At 74.1% G+C, this 12,053-nt stretch carries 10 protein-coding genes; 4 read left to right on the forward strand and 6 right to left on the reverse strand.

Features of this window, described 5'->3' with window-relative positions; all coding sequences use genetic code 11:
• Nucleotides 1-6: 6 nt before the first annotated feature.
• Nucleotides 7-1,044, reverse strand: coding sequence for a methyltransferase (locus ABZT87_RS26350; RefSeq protein ID WP_355138892.1), 1,038 nt, complete (start codon nucleotides 1,042-1,044; stop codon nucleotides 7-9).
• 94 nt (nucleotides 1,045-1,138) lie between these two features.
• On the opposite strand from ABZT87_RS26350, the gene ABZT87_RS26355 reads away from it, so the two are divergent.
• Nucleotides 1,139-2,731, forward strand: a complete 1,593-nt coding sequence (locus ABZT87_RS26355) for an AMP-binding protein (protein WP_355138894.1) — start codon at nucleotides 1,139-1,141, stop codon at nucleotides 2,729-2,731.
• 43 nt (nucleotides 2,732-2,774) lie between these two features.
• On the opposite strand, the gene ABZT87_RS26360 is transcribed toward ABZT87_RS26355, so the two are convergent.
• The 3 genes from ABZT87_RS26360 to ABZT87_RS26370 are packed head-to-tail and all read right to left on the reverse strand — an operon-like array spanning nucleotide 2,775 to nucleotide 5,965.
• Entirely contained in the window at nucleotides 2,775-3,911 is a 1,137-nt protein-coding gene (locus ABZT87_RS26360) for a methyltransferase domain-containing protein (RefSeq protein ID WP_355138896.1), read from the reverse strand.
• Nucleotides 3,908-4,213, reverse strand: a complete 306-nt coding sequence (locus ABZT87_RS26365) for a phosphopantetheine-binding protein (RefSeq protein ID WP_007460186.1) — start codon at nucleotides 4,211-4,213, stop codon at nucleotides 3,908-3,910. The genes ABZT87_RS26360 and ABZT87_RS26365 overlap by 4 nt, the downstream gene beginning before the upstream one ends.
• Before the next feature lie 24 nt (nucleotides 4,214-4,237).
• Nucleotides 4,238-5,965, reverse strand: a complete 1,728-nt coding sequence (locus tag ABZT87_RS26370; RefSeq protein ID WP_355138898.1) for an AMP-binding protein — start codon at nucleotides 5,963-5,965, stop codon at nucleotides 4,238-4,240.
• 92 nt (nucleotides 5,966-6,057) lie between these two features.
• On the opposite strand from ABZT87_RS26370, the gene ABZT87_RS26375 reads away from it, so the two are divergent.
• Nucleotides 6,058-7,209, forward strand: coding sequence for an acyl-CoA dehydrogenase family protein (locus ABZT87_RS26375; protein ID WP_355138900.1), 1,152 nt, complete (start codon nucleotides 6,058-6,060; stop codon nucleotides 7,207-7,209).
• A 55-nt stretch (nucleotides 7,210-7,264) separates the two neighbouring features.
• Here ABZT87_RS26375 and ABZT87_RS26380 read toward each other — a convergent pair whose 3' ends face one another.
• The gene (locus ABZT87_RS26380) at nucleotides 7,265-8,662 is read right to left on the reverse strand and encodes an LLM class flavin-dependent oxidoreductase (RefSeq protein ID WP_355138902.1); all 1,398 of its coding nucleotides are present in this window, start codon (nucleotides 8,660-8,662) and stop codon (nucleotides 7,265-7,267) included.
• Between the two features lie 59 nt (nucleotides 8,663-8,721).
• On the opposite strand from ABZT87_RS26380, the gene ABZT87_RS26385 reads away from it, so the two are divergent.
• Both ABZT87_RS26385 and ABZT87_RS26390 read left to right on the forward strand, forming a co-directional pair.
• Nucleotides 8,722-9,810, forward strand: coding sequence for a methyltransferase (locus ABZT87_RS26385; RefSeq protein WP_355138904.1), 1,089 nt, complete (start codon nucleotides 8,722-8,724; stop codon nucleotides 9,808-9,810).
• An 11-nt stretch (nucleotides 9,811-9,821) separates the two neighbouring features.
• Nucleotides 9,822-10,298, forward strand: coding sequence for a VOC family protein (locus ABZT87_RS26390; protein WP_355138906.1), 477 nt, complete (start codon nucleotides 9,822-9,824; stop codon nucleotides 10,296-10,298).
• A gap of 47 nt (nucleotides 10,299-10,345) precedes the next feature.
• Here ABZT87_RS26390 and ABZT87_RS26395 read toward each other — a convergent pair whose 3' ends face one another.
• Nucleotides 10,346-12,037 carry a carbamoyltransferase C-terminal domain-containing protein gene (locus tag ABZT87_RS26395; RefSeq protein WP_355138908.1) on the reverse strand — a complete coding sequence of 564 codons (1,692 nt, stop codon included), beginning with the start codon at nucleotides 12,035-12,037 and terminating at the stop codon, nucleotides 10,346-10,348.
• Nucleotides 12,038-12,053: the final 16 nt, after the last annotated feature.

Genomic DNA, 12,053 nt, shown 5'->3' on the forward strand with positions numbered 1-12,053 from the left:
TACCTCCTAGGGGGATGTCAGCTGCGGCCCGGCGGGACCGGCGGCGATCACGGTGAGCGTGGGCGTGGCGACGAACCGGTCCAGCCGCAGGCCCGCGCCGGCCAACAGGTCGACGAGGTCGTCGCGGGTGCGGTGCCGACCGCCGGTGAGCACCAGGGTGTGCAGGTCGACGAGCTTCGCGACGTCGAAGACGTCGCCGGTGGGGATGATCGCTTCCAGCAGCAACAGCCGGCTCCGCGGGCCCATCGCCGCGGCGATGCGGCGCAGGATGGCCGTGGCGTCGGCGTCCTCCCAGCCGGGCAGGATCGTCTTGAGCACGTACAGGTCGGCGCCGGCCGGCAGCGGGTCGAAGAAGCTGCCGGCCACGATCCGGCACCGGTCGGCCACCCCGGCCCGGGCGAGCAGGGCCGGCGCGGCGGCCACCACGTGCGGCAGGTCGAGCAGCGTGCCGTGCAGCTGCGGGCAGCGGCTGAGCAGGCCGGCCAGGAACGCGCCGTCACCGCCGCCGACGTCGACGACGTGGCCGGCCTGCGCCCACGGCCACGCCGGCAGCACGGTGCGCAGGTGCAGCCGGGTCAGGCTCGACATCCAGCGGTCGACGGCGAGGCTGTCGGCGGGGTGCCCGGCCAGGTAGGACCAGTAGTCGGCGCCGTGGACGCGGGGGAAGGCGGCCTCCCCGGTGCGCAGGCACCGGGTGAGCCCGGCCCAGGCGCGCACGTCCGCGGCCATCAGCGGGTACGCGTCGCGCAGCGACAGCGGGTGGTCGGTGCGCAGCGGCTCGGCGAGCTTGGTCAGGCCGAACACCTCGGGTTCGACCTCGGTGAAGATGCCCTTGCCGGCGAGCGCCCGCAGGGCGCGCAGCAGCGACGGGGCGTGCGCGCCGGTGGCCTCGGCCAGCTCGGTCACCGGGCGCGGCCCGTCGACGAGCTGGTCGGCGACGCCGAGCTGGGCGATCACCCGGATGGTGAACGGCACGATGTAGTCGGCGAGTTCGGTGAGCCGGGTCAGCGCACCGAGGTCGGTACGGGGCCGCGCCGCCAGCATCAACCGCCTCCACTATCACGTGTCTTGTATCTCGTGTATCTGCACACTAGCTTGTGAGCGGGTCGCTGTCACCGTCGTTCACGGGAGGCACGGGATGCTGGACGGATGTGTGAGCTGGCCGCGGGAGCTGGCCGAGCGCTACCGCGCGCAGGGCTACTGGCGCGGCGAATCCCTCGCTGACCTGGGCCGGGAGTGGGCACGGACCGACCCGGAGCGGGCCGCGCTGGTCACCGACGGGCAGCGGGTGAGCTACGGCGACCTCGACCGCCGGGCCGACCGGATGGCCGCCGGGCTGCGCGCCCACGGCATCGGCCGGCACGACCGGGTGGTGGTCCAGCTGCCCAACAGCGTCGAGTTCGTGGTGCTGTGCCTGGCCCTGTTCCGCCTGGGCGCGCTGCCCGTCCTGGCCCTGCCGGCGCACCGGCGCGCGGAGATCGGCCACCTGTGCGCGCACACCGAGGCGGTCGCGTACGTGACCGTCGACCAGGTCCAGGGCTACGACCTGCGCAAACTCGCCGCCGACGTACGGGCCGAGACGCCGTCGCTGCGGGAGGTGTTCGTCGTCGGCGACCCCGGCGAGTTCACCGCCCTGTCCGACGTGGACGCAGACCCGGTGCCGCTGCCCGCTCCGGACCCGTCGGACGTCGCGTTCTTCCTGCTCTCCGGCGGCTCGACCGGCCTGCCGAAGCTGATCCCCCGTACCCACGACGACTACGCGTACCAGCTGCGGGCGACCGCGGCGGCGATGGGTTTCGGGCCGGACGGGGTCTATCTCGCCGCGCTGCCGGTCGCCCACAACGCGGCGCTCGGCTGCCCCGGCGTCCTCGGCGCGCTGCGGGTCGGCGCCACCGCCGTGCTGGCCGGCAGTCCCAGCCCCGACGAGGCGTTCCGGCTGATCGCCCGCGAGCGGGTCACCCTGACCACGCTGATGCCGCCCTTTCTGCCACTGTGGGCCGACCTCGCGCCGATGCTCGGCGCGGACCTGAACGGCCTGGTGGTCGAGGTCGGTGGCGCCAACCTCAGCCCGGCGGTGGCCGAGCGGGTGACCCGGGAGCTGGGGATCCGACTGGCGCACTTCTTCGGCATGGCCGAGGGCCCGATCTGCTGCACCCGCCCGGACGACCCGCCGGAGCTGGCCGCGCACACCCAGGGCCGTCCGCTGTCCGACGCCGACGAGTTCCAGGTGGTCGACGACGCCGGCCGGCCGGTCGTGCCCGGCGAGGTGGGTGAGTTGATCGTGCGCGGCCCGACCACCCTGCGCGGCTACTACCGGGTGCCGGAGTACAACGCGCGCACCTTCACCCCGGACGGCTTCCTGCGCACCGGGGACCTGGTCCGCTGGACCCCGACCGGCGAGCTGGTCGTGGTCGGCCGGATCAAGGAGGTGGTCAACCGGGGTGGCGAGAAGGTCCCGACCGGCGAGGTCGAGGAGCACCTGCTCGCCCACCCGGGGGTCCGCGAGGTCGCCGTGCTCGCCATCCCCGACCGGGTCCTGGGCGAGAAGACCTGCGCGGTGGTGGTGCCCCGCGCCGACGCCCCCACCCTGGGGCAGTTGCGGGACTTCCTCACCGAGCGGGGGCTGGCCGCGTACAAGCTGCCGGACCGGTTGGAGCTGCGCACGGCGCTGCCGCACACTCCGGTGGGCAAGGTGGACAAGCGGGCGCTCGGCACCGAGCTCGCGGGCTGAGCCGGCGCGGGGGACGGCGCCGCCGCCCTCCCCCGCCCCCCTTTCAGCCGGTCAGGTGGTACAGCCGGTGGAACCTGTCGTCCACCGGCACGATCTGCACGTCGGCGAAGCCCGCCTCGGTGGCGAACCGGCGGACCTGCGCGGGCCGCAGGACCGTGCCGCTGGCCGTCGAGTCGGGCCCGGCCAGACCGGCCGGCAGGCAGTGCAGCACGCTTGTGGCGTACTGGAAACGCTCGATCTCGTCGCCGGGTGCGACGAACCGCTGTGCCACCTTGGCGTCGAGCACCAGCACCGCGCCGGCGTCGGCGCGCAGCCGCCGGCACGCCCGCAGCACCGACACCGGCTGGCTCATCTCGTGCAGTGCGTCGAAGACGCAGACCAGGTCGTACCGGCCGGCCAGCTCCGGGTCCACGGCGTCGCGGCGGTGAAACCGCACGCGGTCGGCCATGCCGGCGGACGCGGCGTTCGCCTGCGCCGCGGCCACCGTCGGCGCGTCCAGGTCGTAGCCGTCGACCTCGGCGAGGGGGTACGCCCCGGCCAGCGCGATCGCCGCCCAACCCGCGCCGCAGCCGACGTCGGCGATCCGGCTCGGCGCGGCGGCGAGCCGCTGGTGGAGGTGCGGCAGCGCCGAGGAGAGCCAACCGGGCAGGGAGTACGTGAACAGCGCCCGGTTGGCGCCCGAGTGCCCGTGCCGCCAGTCGTCGCCGTACACCTCGTCGGGCACCCCGGCGCCGGTGCGGTACGCGTCGAGCAGCGCCGGCAACGCGCCGGCCACCCCGCCCAGCGGCAGCATGGTCAGCGACACCAGCGACAGCGGGCTGTCCGAGGCGAGCAGCACCTCGGCGTGCCCCGGCGGCAGCCGGTAGACCCGCCGCTCGGGGGCGGCCGTCACGTCGTCCACCTCGATGAACCCGGCGACGGCCTGCTGTTCCAGCCACTCCCGCGCGTACCGGCTGTCGATCCCGGTACGCGCGCACAGCTCGGCCACGTCGGCCGGGCCCCGGTCGAGCGCCTCGTACAGCCCCAGCCGGGCGCCGAGGTAGCCGGCCAGCAGCTCCTGGGTGTGCAGCATGGCCAGGAACAGCCGCAGCGACAACGCCCGGGCCCGCTGGTCCGACTCGCCGGGCGTCGGGCCGCGCAGTGTCGCCGCGCCCGGTGCGTTCCCCGGGCGGCCGGTCAACTGGCCAGCTCGCCGCGCGAGCGCAGGATGTCCTTCACGTGCTCCACCACCGCGTCGATCGTGACGATCTTGCGGGCCGTCGTCTCGTCGATCGGCGGCAGCTCGAACTCGTCCTCCAGGGTGAAGGCCAACTCCAGCAGCGCGAGGGAGTGGAAGCCGAGGTCCTCGACCAGCCGCGAGTCACCCGCCCCCTCGGTCTGCTCCGGGTTGGGCGCCAGTTCGGTGACGATCGCCGTCACCGAGTCCCGCACCTCCGCCTCGGTCCGCACCTCGGCTGTCGTCGACCTGGTCGCGTCGGTCATTCCCGCCTCCTGTCCGAACGTCCCTCAGGACGCCGTCGTCGTCTGCTCGGTCTGGTCCCGCTGACCGGCCGCTCCCGTGGTGACCACGGTGCCGGGCAGCCGGTCGTCGACGAACGCCTGCCACAGCTGGCGCCGTTTGGGTTTGCCGCTGGAGGTGCGGGCGATGGTGCCGCGTGGGGCGTCCACGATGACGACCTGCGCGCCCTCCGCCCGGCGGCGCAGCTCGCGCTCCGCCTGGGCCAGCCACTCCGGCTGGGCCTGCTCGAACACGGCCACGACTGTCGCGGTGCCGCCCCGGTGGCCCAGCAGCGCGGCCATCCGCTGCGCCGGCACGCCGGGGCGGCAGATGGCCCATTCGAGGTCCTCGGCGAAGACCGCCCGGCCGCGGACCTTCATGCTGTCGCCGAGCCGGCCCAGCACGTGCAACTGCCCGTCGTGCAGGAACCCGGCGTCGGCGGTGCGCAGCACCCCTGCGCCCAGCGCGGTCTGCGACGCCGAGTCGTCGGCGTTGACGTACCCCTGGGCGACGGACGGGCCGTGCACCTCGATCTCGCCGACCACCCCGTCCGGCAGGGGTGTGCCGGCCTCGTCCACGATCCGCACCCGTACCCCGGTCAGCGGCCGGCCGCAGCCCACCACCGGGTACGCCTCGACGCCGCCGTCGACGCCCTCGGCCGGGTCCGGGACGGCCCGCGCGCCCAGCCGCAGCCGGTCGGGGCGCAGCTCGACGGCGTGGTACAGCTCGTCGAGCGGCAGCCCGGTGACGGCCAGGGTCGCCTCCGCCAGCCCGTACGCGGGCAGCAGCGCGCGGGGGTCGAAGCCGTGCGGGCCGAGCAGCGCGCAGAAGCGGCGCAGCGCCTCGGCGTCGACGCGTTCGGCGCCGACGATGACCGCGCGCCAGGCGGAGAAGTCCAGCCCGGTCAGCGCCTCCGGGCGGACGCGGCGGGCGATGTACTCCAGCCCGAAGTTCGGCATCGAGGTCAGCCGCGCCCCGCGTGCCCCGAAGCAGCGCAGGTAGCGCCCGGGGTTGCGGACGAACTCCTCCGGCGGCATCAGCCACAGGTCGCTGGTGTTGACCACCGGGGTGACGAGGCAGCCGATGAGGCCCATGTCGTGGTGCACCGGGAGCCAGGACGCGGTCGGGTCGTCGGGGGTCATCGCCAGCCACCGCCGGATCGCCGCGACGTTGGCGGCCAGCGCGGCGTGCGGCACCTGCACGCCCCGGGCGCGGCCGCTGGAGCCGGACGTGAACTGCAGCAGCGCGAGCGGGCCGGGCGCCGCGACCGTTCCCCGGGAGCCGCCGGCGGCGTCGGCCAGCTCGTCGGCGCTCAGCACCCGCCGGACCCCGGCGGTGGCGGCCAGCGGCGCGATCGCCGCGGTGAGGGTGGACGCGCAGACCACCACCCGTGGCGCGGCGGCGCGCAGGAGGCCCAGGACGTGCTCGCCGTAGACCGCGCGGTCCTGGAAGTTCAGCGGCGGGGCGATCGGTGAGGGCGCCGCCCCGGCGGCCATCGCGGCGAACAGTGTGGCGACGAATTCGGGGCCGGCGGGCTCGACGATGGACACCACGTCGCCCGGGACCACCCCGACCGCCCGCAGGCCGGCCAGGATCACCCGAGTCCGCTCGGCCAGCTCCGCGTACGACAGGAAGGTCCAGTCGTCGCCCGCGGCGGCGAAGTGCACGCCCCGGTCCTGCCGGGGATGCTCCAGCCAGCTCAGCAGCGGCGATTCCGCAACGGCGCGTTCGGTCATCGGCCCGTCACCTCCTCCCCCAGTACGTCTATCCGAGATTGATAGCAGATACAAGGCTAAACAAGATACGAGGAAGGCGATAGAGTCCAACCGTGACCAGTACGCTTCCCCGCGTCGACGGACTGCTCCCCGCGCTCGCCGAGCGGGCGGCCGAGATTGACCGGGCGGGCCGGGTCCCCGAGGACGTTCTCGCCGAGCTGAGCGCCGCGGGCTGCCTGCGGATGCTGGTGCCGGCCGCGTACGGTGGCACGGACCTGCCGCTGGGCGAGGCGCTGCGCGTCATCGAGCAGCTCTCCACGGCGGACGCCTCCACCGGCTGGCTGATCGGCCAGGTCGGCCTGGCCCACCTGCTGTTCGCCTGCTTTCCCGAGGCCGCCCGCGACGAGATCTACGCGCACGGCCCGGACGTGCTGGGCGCCGGCGCGGTCGCGCCGAAGGGCCGGGCCGCCCCGGACGGCGCGGGCGGTTGGCGGGTCAACGGCCAGTGGCCGTTCGTGACCGGCAGCCCGCAGGCGAGCTGGATCTACCTGAACTGCATCGTGCTCGACGGCCGGACCCCCCGCACCCTGCCCAACGGGGCTCCGCTGACCCGGATGGTGCTCTTCCCCGCCAGTGAGCTGGAGCAGGTCGACACCTGGCAGGTGCTGGGCCTGCGTGGCACGGCCAGCCAGGACGTGCGGGCGGCCAGCCGAATTTGCCCCGAGCACCGCGGCTTCAGCCTGGTCGGCGACGGCGACGACGTGCGCCGCACGGTCTTTCGCATCGCCCAGGCCGGGCTGCTCATCGCCGCTGTCGACCTGGGCATCGCGCAGGGGGCCGTGCACGACGCGGCGGCCCACGCCGCCGCCGGCCGCCGGCGCACGTTCAGCACCCGCTCACTGGCGGACTCCCCGGTGTTCCACGACCGGCTCGGCGAGGCCCACGTGGCCCTGCGCGCGGCCCGGGCGCTGCTGCACCGCGAGGCGGCCACCGCCTGGGAGACCGCGCGGCGTGGCGAGGTGCTCAGCGCGCTGGACCGCGCCTGCCTGCGGGCCACCGCGACGCAGGTCACGGCCACCGCGCTGCAGGCCGTGCAGACGGCGTACGCGCTGGCCGGCGCGTCGACGGTGTTCGACTCGTCGCCTCTGCAACGGCGGCTGCGCGACATCAACACCGCGACGCAGCACTTCGTCAACAGCCGCGACAGCTACGCCACGGTCGGCGGGCTGCTGGCCGGCGCGGACGTCGACACCACGATGTTCTGACCGCACGGCGCCGGCATTTCAGCCAGCCGTGCGAGCCGGCCGTGGGCTCAGCGGGTCAGCCGCGCGCGGCGGCGGGTTCGGCCGGCGCCCGCGTATCCCGGGCCGGCACCCGGGCCGGCCCGGACGCGCCGGCGCCGAAGTAGCGCTCCCGCAGCGTCCGCTCCGCCGGGTCGTACGCGGTGCGGAACAGGCCACGGCGCTGCAACTCCGGCACGAGCAGGTCGCAGATGTCGTCGATGCCCTGGGTCGTCGGGCAGGGGATCAGGTTGAAACCGTCCACGTCGGCCACCGCGCACCACTCCTCCATCCGGTCGGCGACCTGCTCGACCGTGCCGAAGAGGGTCACCGGCGCTCCGGTGCGGGGCCGGCGGGCGGTCGCCACCAGGTAGCGCACGTCGCCGACCGTCCAGGTGCGCTCGGGTCCGAGCCGGCGCAGGAAACCCACGAAGCTCTGGCTGCCCTGCCCGGCGATCTCCGCCACCGGCGTCTCGTCCGGGTACGCCGCGAGGTCCACGTCCATCCAGCCGCACCACTTGGCGAGCTGGCCCTCGCCGCTCCACAGCGCCACGTACTCCTCGGCACGTCGGCGGGCCTCCGCCCGGGTCGGGGCGACCATCACCATGCTGCCCTGCAACGCCTTCACCGAGCGCGGGTCGCGCCCGTGTGCGGCCACCTCGGCGCGCAGCCGGGCCACCTGCGACGCGCCGCTGGCCGGGTCCGCCATGGTCAGGAAGACCACCTCGGCGTGCCGGGCCGCGAAGGTCATCCCCCGTCCGGACGCCCCGGCCTGGTAGAGCACGGGGGTGCGCTGTGGCGACGGCTCGCACTGGTGCGGGCCCCGCACGGAGAACCAGCGCCCCTCGTGGCCGATCTCGCGTACCCGGTCCGGGTCGGTGAAGACGTTCGCGGCGACGTCGCGCCGGACCGCGTCGTCGTCCCAGCTCTCCTCCCACAGCCGCCGGGCCACCTCGACGTACTCGTCGGCCCGGTCGTAGCGCTCGTCGTGGTCCAGGTACGAGCCGAGCCCGTTCGCCGACGCGGACCGCAGATACGAGGTGACGATGTTCCAGGCGACCCGTCCGCCGGTGAGGTGGTCCAGCGAGCTGAACACCCGGGCGCACTCGTACGGGGCGTGGTAGGTCGTCGAGTAGGTGACGGCGAGGCCCAGCCGGGAGGTGGTGGCCGCGATCGCCGGCAGCACGAGCAGCGGGTCGATCGACGGGATCTGCACGGCGTGCCGCACGGCGGCCCGCCAGGAGCCCTGGTAGACGTCGTAGGTGCCGTGCACGTCGGCGAAGAAGAGCGCGTCCAGGCAGGCGGCCTCCAGGCGGCGACCCAGCTCGACCCAGTAGCCGAGATCGCGGTAGCCGGTGGCGCTTCGGTCGGCGGGATGTCGCCAGAACCCCTTGAACTGCGGTGACGGCGAGCACTGGGTGAACAGGTTGAGATGCACGTATCAAGTGTCTCGTATGCTATCTGGTATCGCAACGCTCGACCGGATACGGTACGGACATGTCCGTGACGCCTCGCATCGACCTCGCGTCGGTCACCCGCCTCACCGAACTGGCCGACTACATCGTTCCGTTCACCATCCGGGTCATGTGTGACCTCGCGGTCGCCGACCAGCTCATCAAGGGTCCGTTGCCGGTGGACGTGCTGGCCCGGCGCGTCGGCGCCGACCCCGGCGCGTTGACCCGTGGCCTGCGCGCGCTGGCCGGGCGGGGCATCTTCACCGAGGTCACGCCCGAGGTCTTCGGGCTCACTCCGCTGGCCGAACCGCTGCGCAGCGACCACCCCTTCTCGGTCCGCGAGTGCTTCCCCCTCATGCCGCCGGACATCTACTCGTGGGCGCGGCTGACGCACAGCCTGCGCACCGGCGAGACCGCGTTCGGGCACGTGCACGGCGGCACGCGCTACTACGACCACTTCGCCGACCACCCCTACGAGTGCGTCCGGTTCGAGCGGTCGGCCGAGAGCGTCAACCCGTTCGTGCTGCGTACCGTGGCGCCGGCGCCGGCGCTGGATCTGGGCACGGCCCGGACGTTGGTGGACGTGGGCAGCGGGCACGGCACCTTCGTCGCCGGCCTGCTCGCCCGCCACCGCGAGCTGCGCGCGATCCTGCTCGACCTGCCGCACGTGGTGACCGAGGCGCCAGACGTGCTGGCCCGCGCGGGTGTCGCCGACCGGTGCGAGGTCCGCGGCGGCAGCTTCTTCGACCCGCTGCCCGAGGGCGCCGACGTGTACCTGCTCAAGACGATCATCCACGACTGGCCGGACGAGCAGGCCGCCGCGATCCTGCGCAACGTCCGCGCCGCCGCCCGGCCCGACAGTCGACTGGTCATCGTCGAGTCGGTGAGCCGCTACGGCAACCACGACGACACCGGCAAGGTGATGGACGTCAAGGCGCTCGCGCTGTTCGGCGGGCGGACCCGGACCGAGCCGGAGTTCCGGGCGCTGCTCGACGACGCCGGGTTCCGGCTGTCGCGGATCACGCCGACCTCGTCGATGTCGGTCCTGGAGGCCGTGCCGGCGGTGCCCGCGCCCGACGGTGGCCAGCCCCTGGGCAGACCGGCCGTCGCGGCGGCCGGCCGGACGGCCTGAGGAGACCGGCGATGCCACGCCTGGACGGTCGCAACCACATCAACCTCACCGTCGTCGACCTGGAACGCAGCACCGCGTTCTACTGCTCGGTGTTCGAGATGGTGGTGGTCAACGACGTCACGCCACCCGAGTCCGGCTTCCGCTTCCGCACCCTGCTGCACACGGCGTCGTTCGCCTCGGTGGTGCTGGGCTGCCTCGTGGACCCGCCCGACGGCGGCACCGACCGCTTCGACGAGCGGCGCCCGGGGCTGCACCACCTGGCCTACCACGTGCCCGAGCGCGCCGACCTGGACGAGTGGGTGACCCACCTGGACGCCGTCGGCGTCACGCACTCCGGCATCACCACCTCCAAGCACGAGGCGGGCTCGCAGATCTGGCTTCGCGACCCGGACAACATCTGGCTGGAGTTCTACTGGGTGAACCGGGACTTCTTCGTCGACCGGCTCCGCCAGGTGTGGCGGCGCGACCGCCGAACGACCCGCGTCTGAGGCGCTCGACGCGAGGGGGCCGCCCGACCGGGCGGCCCCCTCGCAGGTCAGGCCGGGAGGTCGGCCTCGCTGCGGGCCACCACCGCGTCCCCGAGCACCAACAGGTCGATCTCCTTGGCCCGTACGAAGGTGTCGACCGCGTCGGCGGCCGAGTTCACGATCGGGTCACCGGCCAGGTTGAAGGACGTGTTGACCACCGCCGGCACTCCGGTGAGCTGCCGGAACTGCTCGATCAGCGCCCAGTAGCCGGGGTTGGTGTCGCGGTGCACGGTCTGCGGGCGGGCGGAGCCGTCCACGTGGGTCACCGCCGGAACCCGCAGCCGGGCGTCCGGGCGCAGCGACGCGGCGGCCAGCATGAACCTCGACGGTTCGCCGACCGGCCCCTCGATCAGCTCCGACACGTGCTCGGCGAGGATGCTGGGCGCCACCGGACGCCACATCTCCCGGCCCTTGAGCACGTTGAGCCGTTCCAGGTTGCGCCGGGATCGCGGATCGGCCAGCAGGCTGCGCGCGCCGAGCGCCCGCTGTCCGATCTCACCCCGCCCGCGCGCCCAGCCCACGATCCGACCCCGGGCGAGTTCACCGGCGACGCAGCGGGCCAACTCGTCGTCGCCGAGGCGGCGGTGCACCATGCCGGCGCGCGCGGCCGCCGCCTCGCCGGCCTCCGTGGTGATCGGCTGACCCCAGTACGCGTGGTCGAGGCGGGTGGGCGTGAACTCCCCGCACTCCCGCGCCGCGACCAGCGCCGCCCCCAGGGACACCCCCGCGTCGGTGGGCACCGGCGGGACGTAGACGCGGTCGAAGAGTCCACTGCGGACCAGCACCCCGATCATCGTGCAGTTCATCGCCACCCCGCCGGCGAGCGCCAGCACCGGGGTGTCCACCCGCCGACGCAGATCGGCGGCCAGGGACAGCACCGTCTCCTCCAGCCCCTGCTGGATCGTCGCGGCGAAGTCCGCGTACGCGATGGGTTCCTCGCCGGTGCGCGGCGCGTACGGGAACAGCTTGCCGAACTCGGGTTTGAGCGACTCGGCGACCGCCGGGTAGTAGGCCATCAGCGGGCCGAGCGTCGCGGCGCGTCGGGTGGGGACCTCGGCGGTGGGCGTGCCGCGGACCAGCTCGTACCCGCCGGGAACTCCTCGCACCGGCGCTCCGGGACCGGGTCTGCCGTAGGCGGCGAGGCCCATCAGCTTGCCGGTGCCCCAGTAGCCCAGCCCGGCCCACTCGGCGGCGGCGTTGTAGTAGAAGCCCAGCGACTGCTCCACGGGCCACTCCCGCAGGATCTCGATCTCGCCGTCGGCGTACCGGCCGAACGAGGTCGACTGCGTCTCGCCGGCGCCGTCGAGGACCAGGACCGCGGCCTCGTCGCAGTCGCAGCTGTACGCCGCGCTGGCCGCGTGCGCGACGTGGTGCGGCACCCAGCGGACCGCCGGCATGCTCAGGTCCTCGTCGTCGGGGAAGAGCATCGCCCGCAGCCCCTCGGTGGTGAATCGCCGGTTGCGGCCCAGCGGGATGTCCCGGAAGTCCCAGCCGATGGCGACGGTGTCCACCTCCTGCGGGGCGATGCCCGCCATCGCCAGGCACGCGGCGACCGCCTCGGCGGGCGGCTGGCCCACCGCGTGCTTGCGGCGGCTGACCCGCTCCTGCTCGACCAGGGCGCAGAGCGCGCCGTCGCGGACCAGCGCGGCGCTGGAGTCGTGGAAGCCGATGTTCACCCCGAGTACGTAACGCGCCGACATGGTCGGCCTCCCTTCC

Source organism: Micromonospora sp. NPDC005237 (assembly GCF_040607775.1).
In the GTDB taxonomy this organism is placed as follows: domain Bacteria; phylum Actinomycetota; class Actinomycetes; order Mycobacteriales; family Micromonosporaceae; genus Micromonospora.